This is a genomic window from Vibrio orientalis CIP 102891 = ATCC 33934 (assembly GCF_000176235.1).
Lineage (GTDB): Bacteria > Pseudomonadota > Gammaproteobacteria > Enterobacterales > Vibrionaceae > Vibrio > Vibrio orientalis.
In genome coordinates this window covers 1,006,034-1,024,510 of sequence record NZ_ACZV01000005.1, presented here as the reverse complement: position 1 = coordinate 1,024,510, position 18,477 = coordinate 1,006,034, and the positions used below count along the sequence as shown (strand labels likewise).

Annotated in this window: 18 protein-coding genes; 11 read left to right on the top strand and 7 right to left on the bottom strand. The window is 44.3% G+C overall.

The window, feature by feature from the left end; translation table 11 throughout:
* Positions 1 to 121 precede the first annotated feature (121 nt).
* The gene (gene fdhD / locus VIA_RS15470) at positions 122 to 946 is read right to left on the bottom strand and encodes a formate dehydrogenase accessory sulfurtransferase FdhD (RefSeq protein WP_004414085.1); all 825 of its coding nucleotides are present in this window, start codon (positions 944 to 946) and stop codon (positions 122 to 124) included.
* A 238-nt stretch (positions 947 to 1,184) separates the two neighbouring features.
* Between fdhD and VIA_RS15465 the strand changes: the two genes are divergently transcribed.
* The 11 genes from VIA_RS15465 to cobB all read left to right on the top strand — a co-directional run bounded on the left by VIA_RS15465 (position 1,185) and on the right by cobB (position 12,302).
* Positions 1,185 to 1,649 carry a DUF3305 domain-containing protein gene (locus tag VIA_RS15465; protein WP_004414084.1) on the top strand — a complete coding sequence of 155 codons (465 nt, stop codon included), beginning with the start codon at positions 1,185 to 1,187 and terminating at the stop codon, positions 1,647 to 1,649.
* Positions 1,639 to 2,166, top strand: coding sequence for a DUF3306 domain-containing protein (locus VIA_RS15460; RefSeq protein WP_004414083.1), 528 nt, complete (start codon positions 1,639 to 1,641; stop codon positions 2,164 to 2,166). The genes VIA_RS15465 and VIA_RS15460 overlap by 11 nt, the downstream gene beginning before the upstream one ends.
* Before the next feature lie 178 nt (positions 2,167 to 2,344).
* Entirely contained in the window at positions 2,345 to 4,006 is a 1,662-nt protein-coding gene (locus VIA_RS15455) for a 4Fe-4S dicluster domain-containing protein (protein WP_004414081.1), read from the top strand.
* Positions 4,007 to 4,018: 12 nt separating this feature from the next.
* A complete protein-coding gene (locus VIA_RS15450; protein WP_004414079.1) occupies positions 4,019 to 4,654 on the top strand; it encodes a TorD/DmsD family molecular chaperone in 636 nt (211 codons plus the stop codon).
* Between the two features lie 47 nt (positions 4,655 to 4,701).
* Positions 4,702 to 4,899, top strand: a complete 198-nt coding sequence (locus VIA_RS15445) for a twin-arginine translocation signal domain-containing protein (protein WP_004414078.1) — start codon at positions 4,702 to 4,704, stop codon at positions 4,897 to 4,899.
* Positions 4,900 to 4,909: 10 nt separating this feature from the next.
* Positions 4,910 to 7,765 carry a formate dehydrogenase subunit alpha gene (locus VIA_RS15440; protein WP_004414077.1) on the top strand — a complete coding sequence of 952 codons (2,856 nt, stop codon included), beginning with the start codon at positions 4,910 to 4,912 and terminating at the stop codon, positions 7,763 to 7,765.
* A gap of 11 nt (positions 7,766 to 7,776) precedes the next feature.
* Positions 7,777 to 8,385: a formate dehydrogenase FDH3 subunit beta gene (fdh3B, locus tag VIA_RS15435; protein WP_004414075.1), complete on the top strand. Its 609-nt coding sequence runs from the start codon at positions 7,777 to 7,779 to the stop codon at positions 8,383 to 8,385.
* A 14-nt stretch (positions 8,386 to 8,399) separates the two neighbouring features.
* Positions 8,400 to 9,446 carry a formate dehydrogenase subunit gamma gene (locus VIA_RS15430; RefSeq protein WP_004414073.1) on the top strand — a complete coding sequence of 349 codons (1,047 nt, stop codon included), beginning with the start codon at positions 8,400 to 8,402 and terminating at the stop codon, positions 9,444 to 9,446.
* A complete protein-coding gene (locus tag VIA_RS15425; RefSeq protein ID WP_004414072.1) occupies positions 9,433 to 9,849 on the top strand; it encodes a membrane protein in 417 nt (138 codons plus the stop codon). Before VIA_RS15430 ends, VIA_RS15425 begins: the two co-directional genes overlap by 14 nt.
* 327 nt (positions 9,850 to 10,176) lie before the next feature.
* Entirely contained in the window at positions 10,177 to 11,397 is a 1,221-nt protein-coding gene (locus VIA_RS15420) for an ammonium transporter (RefSeq protein ID WP_004414070.1), read from the top strand.
* 167 nt (positions 11,398 to 11,564) lie between these two features.
* On the top strand, positions 11,565 to 12,302 hold the full coding sequence (gene cobB / locus VIA_RS15415; RefSeq protein WP_004414068.1) for a Sir2 family NAD+-dependent deacetylase: 738 nt from the start codon (positions 11,565 to 11,567) through the stop codon (positions 12,300 to 12,302).
* A 24-nt stretch (positions 12,303 to 12,326) separates the two neighbouring features.
* Here cobB and VIA_RS15410 read toward each other — a convergent pair whose 3' ends face one another.
* The 6 genes from VIA_RS15410 to potA all read right to left on the bottom strand — a co-directional run bounded on the left by VIA_RS15410 (position 12,327) and on the right by potA (position 18,311).
* On the bottom strand, positions 12,327 to 13,109 hold the full coding sequence (locus tag VIA_RS15410) for a GGDEF domain-containing protein (protein WP_004414066.1): 783 nt from the start codon (positions 13,107 to 13,109) through the stop codon (positions 12,327 to 12,329).
* Positions 13,110 to 13,207: 98 nt separating this feature from the next.
* Positions 13,208 to 14,245, bottom strand: a complete 1,038-nt coding sequence (locus VIA_RS15405; RefSeq protein WP_004414064.1) for an extracellular solute-binding protein — start codon at positions 14,243 to 14,245, stop codon at positions 13,208 to 13,210.
* 173 nt (positions 14,246 to 14,418) lie between these two features.
* Positions 14,419 to 15,453 carry an extracellular solute-binding protein gene (locus VIA_RS15400; protein WP_004414062.1) on the bottom strand — a complete coding sequence of 345 codons (1,035 nt, stop codon included), beginning with the start codon at positions 15,451 to 15,453 and terminating at the stop codon, positions 14,419 to 14,421.
* 113 nt (positions 15,454 to 15,566) lie between these two features.
* Positions 15,567 to 16,337, bottom strand: coding sequence for a spermidine/putrescine ABC transporter permease PotC (potC, locus tag VIA_RS15395; RefSeq protein ID WP_004414060.1), 771 nt, complete (start codon positions 16,335 to 16,337; stop codon positions 15,567 to 15,569).
* Complete coding sequence (gene potB / locus VIA_RS15390) at positions 16,337 to 17,197, bottom strand: spermidine/putrescine ABC transporter permease PotB (protein ID WP_004416913.1); 861 nt, start codon at positions 17,195 to 17,197, stop codon at positions 16,337 to 16,339. The genes potC and potB overlap by 1 nt, the downstream gene beginning before the upstream one ends.
* Positions 17,178 to 18,311: a spermidine/putrescine ABC transporter ATP-binding protein PotA gene (potA, locus tag VIA_RS15385; protein ID WP_004416915.1), complete on the bottom strand. Its 1,134-nt coding sequence runs from the start codon at positions 18,309 to 18,311 to the stop codon at positions 17,178 to 17,180. The genes potB and potA overlap by 20 nt, the downstream gene beginning before the upstream one ends.
* Between the last annotated feature and the right edge of the window lie 166 nt (positions 18,312 to 18,477).

The following is an 18,477-nucleotide window of genomic DNA, read 5'->3' as shown; positions in this document are numbered from 1 at the left end:
ATTTATATGAATGTTATGTGACACATATAAAACTAATAGCAGTTGGATGGGGCTTTGCAAGCTGTTGAATAAAAAAACGCACCGATAGCGGTGCGTTAGGGTTGAATGATTGGGAGAGGGACTATTGGTTACCCTTGACGTCAAATTCGATTTTTTCGGCACCAGTAAATACTTGAAAGCGCAGACCTTTCGCTCTGGCGATTGTGGTAATACCAAATTTTTCAGCGAGCTCTAAACCCATCTGAGTTACGCCAGAACGAGAGAGAAGAACAGGGATTCCCATCTGTGCCACTTTGATCACCATCTCTGAAGTTAGACGACCTGTGGTATAGAAAATTTTATCATCACCAGTTTGTTGATTGATCCACATTTCACCTGCCAAAGTATCAACCGCATTATGGCGGCCTACATCTTCAACAAAAGAGAGCACTTCATTGTCACGGCATACGGCACAACCATGCACGGCACCCGCTTTTTTGTAGGTTTCGTTGTAATGGGTTAAGGCTTCTAGAGCTGAATAGATCTCAGACTGCTTTATCTGAATTTGTGGTACTTGGTAGTTTTCCAACTGCTTCATGACGTTACCATACATGGTGCCTTGCCCACAGCCAGAAGTAACGGTTTTCTTTTTAAGCGCTGATTCGACTTGCTGAGTATCTTCAGAAGTAACAACCGCTGCCGAATGGGTTTCCCAATCGATAATGACAGATTCTAAAGCGTCTGGATCTGAGATAAAGCTTTGGTTTTTCAAATAACCTAAAACCAGTGACTCAGGGCGGGAGCCTAAAGTCATTAGGGTCACCACTTCTTTCCAGTTAAGCAGAACGGTTAACGGGCGTTCACAAGCAATCTGTTTGGTCAGCTTTTCTCCATATTCGTCGAAAACAACCACTTCGAGCGTCTGTAGAGGGTTTTCACTGGTTTTGATTATGTTTGGTTTAACCACGACGTATCCTATTCGATCTATCAGTATTATTTTTGCTACACGTTACTTGCAAATAACGTTCCTATTATGGGAAAGCTCTAAGTTTGACTAACTGTTGTCACAAAGTAGACGAACATGCACTAAGTTGAAATTAGGTAACGGCTTAGTGTTTGGGTACAAATATTGCTTTGTGAGTGAACTATTTGCGAGAACTCGATTAGCCGAAACAACTTAATATCAAATTTCAAGCTGGTGAACCATGTCGAAACAAGAAACTGTGAGCCCAAAACTACACAAATCAGAAGAACTTTGGTCCATTGATTGTCAATTAGTCTCTCATGAGATTGCGACAGGGCTATGGACCACAACTCAATGGCAATTAACGGGCTTTGATTTACAGCCTGTAGAGTTAAACGAATCGGTTGCGCTACTTCAATTACATAGAGATGAGCGAACTGACTATCGGTTCAACCTGAGTTCTGCACAACCTAAGTTGTTCTTAGTTTTAGACAATGTTGAAAGTGATGACCAACCCAATATTGTCACTCTTACTGCATCGCAAAGTGTTGCTGGCCAATATATGGATGGTGACTACTTAGTGCTTTCCAATGATATGCCTTTGGCCGTGCAGGCTTGGATGGAGGCCTTCATCGGTCGCCACGGAGAGTTACTAGAGCAGAGACGTAAAAAGAGAAAAGGTGCGGGGCGCGCAAGTGGCAACTAGTTTTTTAAGCCGTTGGTCGAAAAGAAAGCTTGAAGGTGATGAAGCTGAGCAACAAAGCGAGATCGTCGAGTCAGATGAATCCGCTACACCTACCGCTGAACCTATAGAAAGTGTTGACGAATCACCAGTTGCAGAGTTAACAGAGCATATAGAGCCAATTGAAAGCGAACAGTCAGAGGTCAGTGTTGCGGCATTGCTTGCGTCAGAAGCGGAGTCGGCGGTCAAGAAGGCGGCCTTAAGAAAGCTTTTTCTCTCTGGTGAGTTTAGCGCGGTTGATGGCCTTAACGATTATGATCATGACTACAAAGCAGTTAAGAGCTTATCGACTGAAGTGGCAAGTAAGCTGCGTGATTGGATGAATGCTGATGATGAGCAAGAGGAGCAGGTGATCGAAGAATCCTTGGTTCAGAATGAAGATCAGGCAGATGATGAAATCGAGCAGGCGCCGATCACGAACGACGATCTAATTGACGAACAGCATCAACAAGTGGGACAAAATATACCACACAAAAAATAGGTACATTTTGACTAATCAATCAACTAACGGGGTGGGACAATTTGTCTCACCCCGTTTTTTTGTCGCATGTGACTTTTTGAATAACCAATAAACTACTGATTTTAAGGGGATAAAAAGTTGGTACAGCATTTGCTAATACTCGCCTAAGTGAATATTCCGTTCTAACTGGAACTGAGCAATGCTAAAACAACTATTACAACAATCTGATTCTGTAAATGGTAAAGCTCGTCTTTATGCATTTGAGAATACCGTTGAGCTGACAAATCTCATCCCGCCAACAGTAAGCTACGAAAGTGGTGGTAACACGTTAATTGTCGGTCCAACTTCTATTATTGAAAGTGCGGCGCATCAATTAGAGCAAATGAAAAGTGTCACGCTTCTGTCTACTGATGGAGAGAAAGGTGAGCATAGCAACTTGTACTATGCGAGCTCAGTTCAGGTCTCTGGGTTTCTCGGCACGTTTACCGTTATCACAGAAAATAATGGCATAGAGAGCAACTTGGCTAAGGTCGCCCTTAATCATGACTGTTTCGATATCGTTTTGGATTTATGTCTCAACAGTTGTATGGCTGAAGAAGTGCCTGTTCCTGGTTATTACCCAGTTGGTCGTGGATATCCAAAACTTGCCGAAGCGCTTGAAGAAATTCCAACCTTAATGGGGACGTTTGATAAACCTAAGTTCTTCCGCCTTGATACCGACCTATGTGCACACAGTTCACGTGGCGTTAAAGGATGTGAGCGCTGTGTTGATGCATGTCCAGCTGGCGCGTTATCTAGTGAAGGTAGTGACAAGACCGGGCATCGAATCGAGATCAATCCTTATTTATGTCAAGGCGTGGGAACATGTGCAACGGCTTGTCCTACAGAAGCTATCCATTATGCACTGCCAAACCCTCAAGATACGCAAAAGTTTATCGAGCGCACTTTAGCGAACTATGAAGCAGAAGGTGGTGTTAATCCTATCGTTCTTGTCTGTAGTTCACGTCATGAGTCATACAATGTTATGGCACTTAAAGCGCTGCCTGATAACGTTATTCCCCTCGTGGTAGAAGAACTCCCATCTGTTGGCATTGACTCTTGGTTTGCAGCCTTGGCAAATGGTGCGACGCAAGTTCTATTTGCAGCGAGTCGATTTATGCCGCAAACCATTCAACGTGTTCTGAATAGTGAAGTGGCCGTTGCGCAAGAATTACTACTTCAACTGGGTATCGCGAAAGAAACCATCGATATTCTATATTTAGAATCACTGCGTGAAGGCGCTCCAACGCTTTGTACTGAGTCATTTGACTTGGCGCTTGGCGATTTAGAAGGCAATAAACGCCAGCGTTTGTTTACGTCTCTTGATGCGCTCGCTCAATCACGAATTCCAGTAGAAAACATCGTAGAGCTTCCAACTAATGCGCCATACGGCACCATAAGCTGTGAAAGCAAAGATTGTACACTTTGTATGAGTTGTGTAGCGGTGTGTCCAACGCGTGCGCTGCATACTGATGGCTCTTCACCTTCACTTCAATTTATTGAGCAAGACTGCATTCAATGCGGCCTTTGTACTAAGGCTTGTCCGGAACAAGTTCTTAGCATGACCTCACGTATGAACTGGGACAAAACCAGTCGTCAGCAAGCGCAAGTCATTCATCAAGAAAAAGCGGCTGAGTGCGTTCGTTGTCATAAGCCATTCGCACCACAATCGATGATCGATATGTTGCAAGATAAGTTACGTGGTCACTCTCATTTTGCTGATGAGTCAGCGTTAAATCGTATTGCCATGTGTGAAGACTGCCGAGTGGTCGACATGTTCGAGTCAATGGCGGAAGACCCAACGAAACAATTGAACTACTAAGGCGAACTACCAATGGATAATCAACAACAAACCATTCGCGCTGACATTTATTTGCTGCTTTCAACACTGTTTCGTCAGCAACCAACCAGTGAGTTAGTTGAATTTCTATCACAACTGGAAACGGAACAAAGTGAGAGTGCGATGCAACTTGCTTGGAACCAGCTTAAGCATGCCGCGCTAGAGATCCAACCAGAAGCACTTGCGGATGAATACCAAGAACTCTTCATCGGTATTGGTCGTGGAGAGGTTGTGCCATTTGCCTCTTGGCACTTAACTGGTTCGTTAATGGAAAAACCACTCGCGTCTATTCGTCACGACCTAGCATTACTAGGCTTAGAGCGAGAAGAGCAAGTAAAAGAGCCAGAAGATCATTTTTCAGCGCTGTGCGAAGTGATGTCTGTTCTTACCGGGGAGGAAGAGGAACTACAGCAAGTCTTCTTCAATAAACACCTTGGTACTTGGTTTGAGTCTTTAACCAAACAAGTGAAGAACGCCAAAAACGCAAACTTCTACCGCGCAGTGGCTGAACTTGCTCAAGCGTTTATGACACTTGAGCAGGTCCGTTTCAGCGCCAATACCGCAAGTAGTAAAAACAAATTAAAAATTGATGTGAAAAACGTAACTGAGTACGAGCAAGCTCAAAAATAACGTTTCACGTCGATAGCAATACCTACTAAAAGGGTAAGGAAGCAATAATGAAAGATAATAAAGAGTTAAACCAAAGCCGTAGGGACCTTCTCAAAGGCTTGACGACCGCAGCAGTTGCTGGAGCCGTAGTCGCTGGAACAACAAAAGTGGCTAGCGCTTCAGAGTCTGTAGCACCAAAACAAGACGTTAAGAAAACGGGTTATCACGAAACCCAGCACATTCGTGACTACTACGAAACGCTATAGGAGCTAACCGATGAAATTAGTTAAACGCTCCGATAACGTGAGCAAAGAACAAAACCAACTAGGTGTATCACGCCGTGCATTCATGAGAAACAGCTCGCTTGCTGCTGGTGGTGCTGTGGTTGGAGCCAGTCTTTTCGCACCGGGAATGATCAAGAAAGCGGAAGCTAAATCCATTGATCCAAATGCGAAAACTGAGATCAAACGTACAATCTGCTCTCACTGTTCAGTGGGTTGTGGCATTTATGCAGAGGTACAAAACGGTGTTTGGACTGGTCAGGAACCTGCATTCGACCACCCATTCAATGCTGGTGGCCACTGTGCGAAAGGTGCAGCACTGCGTGAGCATGGTCATGGTGAACGTCGTCTAAAATACCCAATGAAGCTTGAAAACGGTAAGTGGAAGAAACTATCGTGGGATCAAGCAATTGAAGAAATTGGTAATAAAACACTAGAGATTCGTAAAGAGTCTGGTCCAGATTCAGTTTACTGGCTGGGTAGTGCTAAGCACAATAACGAACAAGCGTACATGTTCCGTAAAATGGCGTCTCTTTGGGGCACCAACAACGTTGATCACCAGGCACGTATTTGTCACTCAACAACGGTTGCAGGTGTAGCAAACACTTGGGGCTACGGTGCGATGACTAACTCTTTCAACGACATGCACAACTGTAAGTCGATGCTGTTCATTGGTTCAAACCCTGCTGAAGCTCACCCAGTAGCGATGCAACATATCCTCATTGCGAAAGAGAAAAACAACTGTAAGATCGTTGTTGCGGATCCTCGTCGTACTCGTACTGCTGCGAAATCTGATCACTATGTTTCACTTCGTCCGGGTTCAGACGTTGCTTTCATCTGGGGTATTCTATGGCATGTCTTCGCTAACCAGTGGGAAGACAAAGAATTCATTCGCCAACGCGTGTTCGGCATGGAAGAGATCCGTGAAGAAGTCGCTAAGTGGAACCCAGCAGAAGTTGAACGTGTAACGGGTGTCACTGAAGCAGAAGTGTACCAGACTGCGAAGCTTCTATCTGAAAACCGTCCAGGCTGTGTTGTTTGGTGTATGGGGGGGACTCAACACACCACGGGTAACAACAACACTCGTGCATACTGTGTACTTGAACTAGCGTTAGGTAACATGGGTAAATCAGGCGGCGGCGCAAACATTTTCCGTGGTCACGATAACGTACAGGGTGCAACTGACCTTGGCGTACTGTCTCATACTCTTCCGGGTTATTACGGCCTCTCAGACGGCGCGTGGAAGCACTGGTCAAAAGTTTGGGATCTTGACCATGCTTGGGTTCAAAACCGTTTTGACCAAAACGAATACCGCGGCAAGAAACCAATGAACAACATGGGCATTCCTGTGTCCCGTTGGATTGATGGTGTATTAGAAAACAAAGACAACATCGAACAGAACGACAACATCCGCGCTATGTTCTACTGGGGTCACGCGGTTAACTCGCAGACTCGTGGCGTTGAGATGAAGAAGGCGATGCAGAAGCTGGATATGATGGTTATCGTTGACCCATACCCAACGGTTGCAGCGGTAATGAACGATCGTACTGATGGTGTTTACCTTCTACCAGCAACAACTCAATTCGAAACTTACGGTAGTGTGACAGCGTCAAACCGCTCAATTCAGTGGCGTGACAAAGTCGTGGACCCATTGTTTGAGTCTAAGCCTGACCACGAAATCATGTACCTTCTAACCAAGAAACTGGGTTTCTCGGATCAGTTGTTCAAAAACGTTAAAGTTGAGAATAACCAACCACTAATCGAAGACATTACTCGTGAATTCAACAAAGGTATGTGGACGATCGGTTACACAGGTCAAAGCCCTGAGCGTCTAAAAGCACACCAACAGAACTGGCATACATTCCACAAAACCTCTCTAGAAGCCGAAGGTGGCGTTGTGCATGGTGAGACTTACGGTCTGCCTTGGCCATGTTGGGGTACGCCAGAAATGAAGCACCCAGGTACGCATATTCTTTACGATACGTCTAAACCTGTTGCTCAAGGTGGTGGTAACTTCCGTGCCCGCTTCGGTGTAGAGTTTGAAGGTACAAATATCCTTGCAGAAGACAGTTACTCAAAAGGTTGTGAAATCGAAGATGGCTACCCAGAGTTCAGCGATAAACTACTGAAATCTCTAGGTTGGTGGGACGATCTAACGGCTGAAGAAAAAGCAGCTGCTGAAGGTAAAAACTGGAAGACAGATCTGTCTGGTGGTATTCAGCGCGTTGCGATTAAGCATGGCTGTATTCCTTTCGGTAATGCGAAAGCGCGTGCTGTTGTGTGGACTTTCCCAGACCGAGTGCCACTTCACCGTGAGCCGCTTTACACGCCTCGTCGTGATCTTGTTGCTGACTACCCAACATGGGACGACAGTGAATCAATCTACCGTCTACCTACCATGTATAAATCGATCCAAGATAAAGATGTATCGGGCGAATACCCAATCATCCTTACCTCTGGTCGTCTGGTTGAGTACGAAGGTGGTGGTGAAGAAACACGTTCTAACCCATGGCTAGCGGAACTACAACAAGAGATGTTTGTTGAAGTGAACCCGAAAGATGCTAACGATCTTGGCTTTAAAGATGGCGACATGGTTTGGGTTGAAGGTGCAGAAAAAGGCCGTATTCACGTTAAAGCGATGGTGACACGCCGCGTTAAACCGGGTCTGGCATTTATCCCATTCCACTTCGGCGGTAAGTTCCAAGGTGAAGATCTTCGTGACAAATACCCTGAAGGTGCTGACCCATACGTAATTGGTGAATCGGCAAACATCGCAACGACTTATGGTTACGACCCTGTGACACAAATGCAGGAAACTAAAGTCACCCTATGTAACATTCGCAAAGCTTAAGGAGTCAACAGATGGCTAGAATGAAATTCCTTTGTGACACTAAGCGCTGCATCGAATGTAACGGTTGTGTCACTGCATGTAAGAACGAAAACGATGATGCGCTAGAGTGGGGCATTCAACGTCGCCGTGTGGTCACACTTAACGACGGTGAGCCGGGTGAGAACTCGATTTCTGTTGCTTGTATGCACTGTACTGACGCGCCATGTATGGCAGTTTGTCCTGCTGACTGTTTCGAGCACACAGAAGACGGCATCGTACTTCACAATAAAGATCTTTGTATCGGTTGTGGCTACTGTCTGTTTGCTTGTCCGTTTGGTGCACCTCAGTTCCCTAAACAAGAAGCGTTTGGTGAACGAGGTAAGATGGATAAATGTACATTCTGTGCCGGCGGTCCGGAAACGGAACCTGGCTCAGTAGAAGAGCGTCAGAAATACGGTGCGAACCGTATTGCTGAAGGCAAACTGCCAATGTGTGCTTCGCTATGTTCGACAAAAGCACTTCTAGCGGGTGATGCAGAGAAAGTCTCTGATATCTTCCGCCAGCGTGTTGTTGAGCGCGGTGCTAAAGGCGCGGGTTGGACAGACGGTAACGATCTGTCTTACGACGCAACGAAAAGCTAAGACTGGAGAGATACATGTTTTCAATGTTTAAACGTGCATCTCTTGTAATGCTGTCTATGATGGCAGCATTACTGTTTGCTTTGTCGTTGCCTGCGCATGCTGAGCAAAAAGAGTCTGAAGTTGCACAACGTGAAATGACCCAATTGGCTGGTGCCGATTTTTGGCGTCAAGTTCGTGATGGTGAAGTAGGCTACACAACATCTCAGTCCCCAGAGCACGGAATGCTGATTAGTACCCCGGGTCAAACCTGGTACATTTTGAAAGAAAAATGGATGTCGCCAGCGGGAGCTGTGGCAATTTTCGGTAGTATTGCCTTTGTGACGCTAATGTATATTGTCATTGGCCCACTAATGCTGAGTGCCCCTAGAACGGGTAAGAAGATTAAACGTTGGTCTCGACTTGATCGAGCACTCCACTGGAGCATGGCGTTTACCTTCTTAACATTAGCGTTTAGTGGCTTGATGTTGGTTTATGGTAAGCATTTCCTAAAGCCTTACATCCCGTCAGAGTTATGGGGCTTTATCGTTATGTTGGCCAAGCAGTACCATAACTACATTGGTCCGATCTTCTACGTTTTACTACTATGCGTGCTTGTGAAGTGGTGGCGTAAGTCGACCTTTAAGAAGGTGGATATCGCATGGTTTATGAAACTGGGCGGTATGGTTGGTAAACACAAGGGTTCGCATCCTTCGGCTGAGTTCTCTAACGCCGGTGAAAAAGCGCTATTTTGGCTGCTTATCGTGGTGGGCACAGTGGTTGCGTTCAGTGGCTTAGTGCTAGATTTTCCTATCTTTGGCCAGACACGTCGCGATATGGAATTCTCTAACCTTGTCCACATGCTTGCTGCCTTGATCCTCATTTGTGGCTTTGTGTTCCATATCTATATTGGTTTGTTTGGTATGGAAGGCGCGCTGGAAGGTATGGTCACTGGTGAAGTCGATGAGACTTGGGCGAAAGAGCACCATGACTTGTGGTACGAAGAAGTCATGGCGAAAGAGCGAGAAGAGCAGGGTGCTGCTGTTAAAGAAGTGAAAGGAGCGCAAACAAATGAGCAAGCCTAACAAAGGTATTTGGGTCGCGTATGTCCTTAGCTTTTTTACACCGTTTACTTGTTTAATCTCAGGCGTGGTAGCAATTATCTATGCGGGTTACCGATTAGATAAAGGTGAAGACGGCGAAATTGTTGATTCACACTATTATGGTCTGATTCGTTCATTTTTCTTGAACCTAACGTACTTTGTCGTACTGATTATTACCGTTGCTACCTCAAATGGTGTATTGGTCGGCCTTAACGATTATTGGTACAAGAGCCACATCATCGATGAGATTGCTTACTATATTCCATATGTTGGTATGGTGTTTGGTATGGTCGCTATCGTGTTCTGGCTACTACGAATGATCCAAGGCATGAAAAAGTTACAAGCAAACGAGCCATTCAGCTTTTCTAAAGGTCCTAACCTTTAAGAAAGTACGATACTCAAAAGTTAAAATCTTAAGCCCTGACATTGTCAGGGCTTTTTATTATGCACCACAAGCAATCGCATTATTCTGGTGCATGCTCACCAAATCTGTGCGACTTAACGCATTGGTTGTTTGTATGATGTGATAATTACTAATTGGGTTGCCGTATAAACCTTCGCTAATTCAGTTGGTTAGTCAGAGTTTATAAAATCATCAGTTAATGGCATACAACTTGCCATATCCAATCTACTAGCGAGCTCACCACAATGGTGAGCTCGATTATTTGATGCACAGGTAAAGTGCGCAACAACAGAATGGAGACACACACGGATGAGCGTCACAGCCAGTCAGGTTCACGGAGCGGTTCAAACTCTGACTCAAAGTTCGGACACACTTTTTCTTTTACTCGGAGCGATTATGGTGTTCCTAATGCACGCTGGTTTTGCGTTCCTTGAAGTGGGGACTGTGCGACATAAGAACCAGGTCAATGCGTTGGTAAAGATCCTTGCTGATTTTGGTATCTCAGCACTCGCTTATTTCTTTATCGGTTATTGGGTGGCCTACGGAGCAAACTTCTTTGCTGATGCTCAAACATTATCGCAAGGAAATGGCTATGAATTGGTTAAGTTCTTCTTCCTACTTACTTTCGCGGCAGCAATTCCAGCAATAGTATCTGGTGGCATCGCGGAACGTGCTCGTTTTTATCCGGTACTTATTGCAACGTTCTTTACTGTCGGATTGGTGTATCCAGTTTTTGAGGGCATGATCTGGAACGGTAACTTTGGTTTACAAGCTTGGTTTGAATCGCAGTTCGGTTACGGCTTCCATGACTTCGCAGGTTCAGTTGTCGTCCATGGCGTTGGCGGCTGGATTGCATTAGTTGCTGTTCTCTTCTTAGGGATGCGCAAAGGTCGTATTCGTGCGGGCAAACATACAAACTTCGCGCCTTCTAACATTCCATTTTTAGCACTCGGTGCATGGATTCTTTGTGTCGGTTGGTTTGGTTTCAACGTGATGTCAGCACAGACGTTAAATGGAATCAGTGGATTGGTAGCAATGAACTCACTAATGGCGATGGTTGGCGGTATTGTAGCTGCGCTAATTGCTGGCAAAAATGACCCAGGCTTTATTCACAACGGTCCTCTAGCAGGCTTAGTGGCAGTATGTGCCGGGTCCGACCTAATGCATCCAATTGGCGCACTGATCACTGGTGCAATTGCAGGGGCCTTGTTTGTTTATCTATTTACCTACTTACAAAACAGAACAAAGATTGATGATGTGCTAGGGGTTTGGCCGCTACACGGCGTCTGTGGCGCGTGGGGCGGCGTTGCTGCGGGTATCTTTGGCCAAACTGCGTTAGGCGGGCTAGGCGGGGTGAGCATCACTGTTCAACTGCTAGGCACCATTACTGGCATCGCTGTGGCTCTGATAGGCGCATTAATTGTTTACGGTATTATCGATAAGATGTCGGGGCTACGTCTTTCTGAAGAAGATGAGTTCAACGGTGCCGACCTCGCAATCCATAAAATATCCTCGACGAGTGAAGATTAATCATTTATCAGATAAAGCTATTGAGGCAGCCGCTATGGCTGCCTTTTGTTTAACCTCACAAAAACTAGGTTAAAAATCACCAGTTCGACTATGGTCTAACTCCGAATGCTAGGGAAGATAAACATACGATGCTAAGCTAACCTCAAGAACACTAACAAGGATGCAGTATGAACTTCCCATATCGTAATGTCGTTGTATTGACGGGTGCAGGAATCTCAGCAGAATCAGGGATTCAAACATTTCGAGCTCAGGATGGTCTTTGGGAAAATCACCGAATTGAGGATGTTGCCACACCAGAAGGGTTTGAACGCGATCCCGATCTTGTTCAAGACTTCTATAATCAGCGCAGGCTAGGGCTGCAAAACCCATCTATTGAACCGAATTCAGCACATATCGCTTTAGGGGAGCTTGAAAAGCAATTAGATGGCAGTGTCACCATCATTACTCAAAATATCGATAACCTGCATGAGCGCGGCGGTAGTGAAAATGTTATCCACATGCATGGTGAGCTTTTAAAATCACGCTGCAGCGAATCTAACCAAGTTATCGAAGAGAAAGGCGAAATTAAAACCGGTGACTTATGTCATTGCTGTCAGATCCCTTCACAAATGCGCCCCCATGTAGTTTGGTTTGGTGAAATGCCACTGCGCATGGGAGATATTTACTCTTCATTAGAAGAAGCCGATCTTTTCATTTCAATTGGTACATCTGGCGTGGTTTATCCGGCGGCGGGCTTTGTTCATGATGCTAAGATGCATGGCGCTCATACAATAGAAATCAACTTAGAGCCAAGTGCGGTGGAGAGTGAGTTTGAAGAAAAGCGTTACGGAAAAGCAAGTATAGAAGTTCCTAAACTTGTCAGAGAGATCCTTAGCTTACAATCTTCTGATGTTAAGCACGCTTAATCACTATCTGCAAATGAAAAGCTCTCAGTGATTTCGCTGGGAGTTTTTCATTTCATACATTGCCTGATCGGTTTTTTCCAGTGCTTGGGTAAGTTCATTTATACTCGTTGCCTCAATGCCATAGCTAAACTTGATGGCCTCACCTTGTAGCTCTTGTTCGAGCCTATCGATAAGTTGCTGCCCCTCATTCGGTTTAACAACGATTACGAATTCATCACCACCAACTCTGAACGCTTGTTCATGGCGACCGATGACCTGATTAATCGCTTGTGCAAAACGGATAATCATTAAGTCACCAACCGCATGTCCTTTACTATCATTGACCTTCTTTAAACCATCGAGATCCAAATAGATAAGATCAAAATGCTTCATTCTGATTGACGATAATTTCTTACGGTTATAGAGCCCAGTGAGTTCGTCAATGCAGGCTTCCTCGTTAATTTGTTTGATCAACTTGGTAAAGCCAAATGCGATCAAAAGGTAGGCAATTTGAAGGCTTCCATCTTCAATCATAGTATCTACCAGATCGTATCTATCTGAGATAGCATCTAAATAATTGATTTCAGTGATCACATCATAAGCCTGATTAAATATGAGCAGTAAAAAGCCATATTTAATAAAACCATTGTCTAGGATAGTATTTCTAGAGATAACGAAAATGAAGATAAGGACAAAGAGGGTGTTGCTTTCGAACCACACGTCATTGCGGGAGTCGATATAATCACCGTGGGTTAAAAACGCGATAAGCGTAGAGAGGGCAAATAGTAGGCACAATATTATCAGTATGATTTTATACCTCATTTTCATAGCTCATCCTTAGCTAGCTTTAAGAGGTTTTCCCCAAATAAAAACAGAGCGGCATATTGCCGCTCTTTAAGTATATAACTGATTTTTAAAGTCTGTGATTAGTTATTGACTTTCAGCTTTTGGAAGTACTCGTCATAAAGAACGCTTGCTTCGCCTACTTCGTCTTGCCAAGTACCGCTATCCATTACTTCTTGAGGAGGGAAGATACTTGTGTCGTTAGCAAACTCTTCAGGAAGAAGCTTGTGAGCCGTAGCAACTGGAGTCGGGTAACCAATCTCTAAAGCAATTTTTGCAGCGTTCTCTGGACGAAGAAGGAAGTCGATCATCTTATGTGCAGCGTCAACATTTTTAGCTTCAGCAGGGATCGCTAAGCTGTCCATCCAAAATACTGTGCCTTTTTCTGGCCAAATGATATCAATAGAAGCGCCTTCTTGACGCGCCATGTATGCGCTGCCGTTCCAAAGCATGCCTAGTGAAACTTCACCCGCTAGGTATGGGTTAGCAGGGAAATCAGAGTTAAATACCAATACATTTGGCATTAGCTTTTTAAGCTCTTCGTAAGCAGCTTTAATTTCATCTGGGTTGGTTGTATTTGGTGAGTAACCAAGCTTAGTCAGTGCGATATGGAAAACTTCACGAGAGTCATCCATTAGCATAAGTTGGCCTTCCCACTTGCTATCCCAGAAGTCATCCCACTTAGTTACAGATGATGCATCTAGCATGTCAGAGTTAATACCAATACCCGTCGCACCCCAGATGTAAGGGATTGAGTAATTGTTGCTTGGATCAAAAGGTTTGTTTAGGAAATTAGTGTCCAAGTCAGCAAAATGAGACAGTTTGTCCTTATCGATCTTCTGAAGCATGCCTTCTTTACGCATCTTAGAAACGAAATATGTAGACGGTACTACTAAATCGTATCCTGAACCTTGCGTTTTAAGCTTTGCATACATGCTTTCATTTGACTCGTAAGTCGAGTAAATGACTTTAATACCAGTCTCTTTTGTAAAGTCTTCAAGAACTTCACTTGGAATGTATTCAGACCAGTTGTAGAAATAAAGTTCTTGGTCAGCAGCCATTGCTGGCGAAGCGATTAAAGTCGCTGCACAAAGTGCGCTTGCGTAGAATTTACTTTTCATTCTTTTTCCGTTTTATTTTGTCTTATAGGCGGCGATCTTCACAGATATCTGCGCTGATAAAACCATCGTATCAAACTTACTTATCTTCATGACAAGTCTAGCAGGGCGTAAGTATATCAGTGAAAACGAAAATAGGCAGCCGAGGCTGCCTATTTTTACAAAACCGCTAGTTATTACTGACCAGCTTTTAGTTTTAAGAAGTACTCTTCGTACTTAACTGTCATATCGCCAACAGCGTCTTGCCACTCTACGCGGTCAAGGTCTTCTTGTGATGGGAACAGAGGAGCGACATCTTTAAACTTAGCGTTAGATGCTTCAACTGCTGTTAAGTAGCCAGTATCACGAGAAATTTGCTCAGCGATTTCAGGGCGTAGAAGGAAGTCGATCATCTTATGTGCCGCTTCTACGTTTTTTGCACCTGAAGAAATTGCAAAGTTATCAACCCAGCCGATACCACCTTCTTTAGGGAATACCAGTTTAAGGTTCATACCTTCGTTTTGCGCTGCTGCTGCGCTGCCGTTCCAAAGCATACCAACGCCAACTTCGCCTGACATGTATGGCGCACCAGGGTTGTCAGAGTTGAATACAAGAACGTTTGGCATCAGCTTCTGTAGCTCAGCATACGCTTCATCAATCTGTTTAGGATCTTTAGAGTTACCTGAGTAACCAAGCTTACGTAGTGCGATGTGGAACACTTCACGAGTGTCATCCATCATCATCAACTGACCTTCAAGCTCCGGGTTCCATAGATCCGCCCAGCTAGTAAAGTCATTTGGATCGTACATGTCTGCATTCACTGCAAGACCTGTAATAGCAACAACGTGTGGAATAGAGTAGTCGTTGTTTGGATCGTAAGGCTTATCTAGGTAGTTCTTATCTAGATTAGAGAAGTTACTTAGCTTTGACTTATCGATCTTTTGTAGCATACCTTCATCGCGCATCTTAGCGACGAAGTAAGTCGAAGGTACGACTAGGTCATAACCTTGGTTATGTGTTTTTAGCTTTGCATACAAGGTTTCGTTTGACTCGTAAGTCGAGTAAATAACCTTGATACCAGTTTCTTCAGTAAATTGTTCTAGGAGGTTACTGTTGATGTAAGGACCCCAGTTCATAAATACGAGTTCTTTGTTTTCGTCCGCTGCAACTGAACCTGAGAACAGGGAAAGCGCACATGCACTACCAGCTAATAGAGTAGCCCATTTTTTCATTTACGTTAGCTCCAAACCAAACGTTGCCACATCATAAGTTGATGTATTTACGGCAGTAGATAGAAAAACAGAATGACAAAATGCCATTCTGTTTCGTTAAATTGAAAGCGATTCTACTTCACTTTCTCTCTTGCAAGCAACTGAGAAGTTACCACAAGGATTAAAGAAACAATCAGCATGACTGTTGCTAAGGCATTCACTTCAGGTGAAATGCCAACCTTCACCATTGAATAAATCTTCAATGGTAGAATTTCGTACGTAGGCCCCGTCACGAATGAACTGATAATCACGTCATCTAAAGACAGGGTAAAGCTCAATAGCCAACCGGCAGCAACCGCTGGTTTAGCCAGTGGTAGAATAATCTGTTTTAAGATAACCCATTCACTTGCACCAAGATCTTTTGCTGCTTCAAGCATTTTTACATCGAAGCCATTCAATCGGCTGTATACCGTAACGACAACGAACGGTAGACAGAAGGTAATGTGTGCAACCAACAAGGTTAGGAAACCAAGTTGCGCTCCCATTACTAAGAACAGTGCCAGTAACGAGATTGCCATCACGATGTCAGGGGACATCATCACAACAAAAAGCATCCCATTGACTACGCCTTTACCTTTGAACGAGTAACGGAATAGGGCAACCGCGGTTAAACTACCAATGATGGTCGCTGCAGTTGCAGAGAATACCGCTACATTCAACGAGTGCCATGCAGCTTGCATCAAGCTGTCGTTATTAACTAAAGTCTCGTACCACTTAGTGGTGAAGCCTCCCCATTTCATACCAAATTTGTTGGCATTGAATGAGTTGACGATTAAAACAATGATTGGCAAATACAGGAATGCATACACCAATGCCATAAAGCTAAATCTAACTGTACGTCCCATCAGTCTAGCTCCACTTTCTTATTCAATAGCTTACCCGCTCTGTAGTAGGCATATAGCATCACAGCCATCGCAATGGTTAGGGCAATACTGGTTGCCGCACCAAATGGCCAGTCACGTGCATTAAGAACTTGGCTCTTAATTACGTTACCAATCAGTAGGTTCTTCGCACCGCCCAGAAGATCTGAAATGTAGAACATTCCAAGAGCAGGCAGTAGTACAAGTAAACAGCCGCCGATAATGCCAGGCATCGTTAGAGGTAAAGTTACCTTAGTGAAGATCTGGAACTTGTTCGCGCCTAAGTCTTTCGCAGCTTCTACATAGGTATCGTCAAGTTTTTCGATAGCGGAGTAGAGTGGAAGAATCATAAACGGTAGCAAGATATAGACTAAACCAATCATTACTGCTGTTTCTGTGTACATCAGTCGCATTGGTTTATCGATGATCTCCATCGCCATTAGAGACTTGTTCAAGATGCCTTGCGTACCTAGGACGATTTTCAGACCGTAAGTACGGATTAGTGAGTTAGTCCAAAATGGCACGATCACTAAGAACAACATAATTGGACGCCATTTCTCTGGCATCTTCGCCACGATGTACGCAAAAGGATAACCAATCACCAAACACAGCAGTGTCGCAACAATTGCCATGTAGAAAGAGTGGAGTAGCACCTTAGCGTAAAGTGGGTCCATCAAGCGTAGATAGTTATCTAGCGTGAAGGTCATCTCAATTAAGTTTGCTTCATCACGAGTAAGGAAGCTGGTACCAATAATCATTAGGTTTGGCACCAAAACGAAAAGCGTTAGCCAACCTACGATAAGCGTGATGATCGCGTTTTGAAGATTAAGCTTCTTGCTTATCATTTAACACCACCTCCCAGCTTTCTACCCAAGTGATAGCAACTTTTTGTCCAAGAGAGTGGTCAACATCAGGATCATCTTCGTTGAAGAACTCGCTCACCATTACACGCATACCAGACTCAAGTTCGATCACTGAGTCTAAAGTCATGCCTTTATAAGTACGTTCGGTCACATGACCAACGATGCCTTTTTGCTCAGACTCTTTGATCTCTTCGATACGTAAGTCTTCTGGGCGCAATAGGACTTGCAGCTTATCGCCAGCATTTGCATCTTTATCGTAGTAAACGATAGATTCAACACCTTCGATTTCAGCGCGGATGCGTTTGTCATCGATACGCTCAATCATCGTCGTATCGAACACATTGATTTCACCGATGAAGCGAGCAACGAACAAGTTCTTCGGTTCTTCGTAAATTTCACGAGGAGAGCCATCTTGTTCAATCACGCCGTCACGCATAACGATAATACGGTCAGACATCGACAAAGCTTCTTCTTGATCGTGTGTTACGAAGATGAACGTAATGCCTAGCTGACGCTGAAGCTGTTTAAGCTCGATCTGCATCTGTTTACGCAGTTTGTAGTCAAGCGCAGATAGCGATTCGTCAAGTAGCAGTACTTTTGGCTTGTTCACGACTGCACGAGCAATCGCGATACGCTGCTGCTGACCACCAGAAAGTTGATGTGGTTTACGCTGCGCCATTTTCTCTAGGCGTACCATACGTAATGCTTCCATCACACGTGGTTCAATATCAGCTGATGGTACTTTCTGCATGCGTAGGCCGAATGCTACGTTCTCGAATACCGTCATGTGAGGGAAGAGTGCGTAACTTTGGAATACAGTGTTGACGTGCCTTTGTTCAGCAGGGACTGATGTAACATTCTGATTGTCTAGAATGATGTCACCATTATCAGCGGTTTCGAAACCAGCAATCATCCTTAACACGGTTGTTTTACCGCAGCCAGATGGGCCAAGTATCGTAAGAAACTCACCATGGTTAACATCTAGATTAAGGTTACCGATGATTTCTTTACCATCAAAACTTTTACTGATACCAGTCAAACGAACAACTGGTTGTTCTGCTTTTTGTTTAGCGTTCAACGTCTGTTTTTCTCCCACCTTGGTCATTTGTAAATCATTTAAGAAAATGACCTGTCGTTACACAAATTAGAGGCGCGCATCATAATCACCAAAAGTGTGAATTCAAAGCATTTTCTTATCTTGAAACAGAAAAAATTTTGCAGGTAAAAGTAAACATTCCTTACCATACTCTCAGTACGCCAAT

Excerpts from the sequence above, each read along its gene's own strand:
- VIA_RS15465 (WP_004414084.1), top strand. The coding sequence starts at position 1,185 with ATGTCGAAACAAGAAACTGTGAGCCCAAAACTACACAAATCAGAAGAA.
- VIA_RS15455 (WP_004414081.1), top strand. The coding sequence starts at position 2,345 with ATGCTAAAACAACTATTACAACAATCTGATTCTGTAAATGGTAAAGCT.
- VIA_RS15450 (WP_004414079.1), top strand. The coding sequence starts at position 4,019 with ATGGATAATCAACAACAAACCATTCGCGCTGACATTTATTTGCTGCTT.
- VIA_RS15445 (WP_004414078.1), top strand. The coding sequence starts at position 4,702 with ATGAAAGATAATAAAGAGTTAAACCAAAGCCGTAGGGACCTTCTCAAA.
- VIA_RS15440 (WP_004414077.1), top strand. The coding sequence starts at position 4,910 with ATGAAATTAGTTAAACGCTCCGATAACGTGAGCAAAGAACAAAACCAA.
- fdh3B (WP_004414075.1), top strand. The coding sequence starts at position 7,777 with ATGGCTAGAATGAAATTCCTTTGTGACACTAAGCGCTGCATCGAATGT.
- VIA_RS15430 (WP_004414073.1), top strand. The coding sequence starts at position 8,400 with ATGTTTTCAATGTTTAAACGTGCATCTCTTGTAATGCTGTCTATGATG.
- VIA_RS15425 (WP_004414072.1), top strand. The coding sequence starts at position 9,433 with ATGAGCAAGCCTAACAAAGGTATTTGGGTCGCGTATGTCCTTAGCTTT.
- VIA_RS15420 (WP_004414070.1), top strand. The coding sequence starts at position 10,177 with ATGAGCGTCACAGCCAGTCAGGTTCACGGAGCGGTTCAAACTCTGACT.
- cobB (WP_004414068.1), top strand. The coding sequence starts at position 11,565 with ATGAACTTCCCATATCGTAATGTCGTTGTATTGACGGGTGCAGGAATC.
- VIA_RS15410 (WP_004414066.1), bottom strand. The coding sequence starts at position 13,109 with ATGAAAATGAGGTATAAAATCATACTGATAATATTGTGCCTACTATTT.
- VIA_RS15405 (WP_004414064.1), bottom strand. The coding sequence starts at position 14,245 with ATGAAAAGTAAATTCTACGCAAGCGCACTTTGTGCAGCGACTTTAATC.
- VIA_RS15400 (WP_004414062.1), bottom strand. The coding sequence starts at position 15,453 with ATGAAAAAATGGGCTACTCTATTAGCTGGTAGTGCATGTGCGCTTTCC.
- potC (WP_004414060.1), bottom strand. The coding sequence starts at position 16,337 with ATGGGACGTACAGTTAGATTTAGCTTTATGGCATTGGTGTATGCATTC.
- potB (WP_004416913.1), bottom strand. The coding sequence starts at position 17,197 with ATGATAAGCAAGAAGCTTAATCTTCAAAACGCGATCATCACGCTTATC.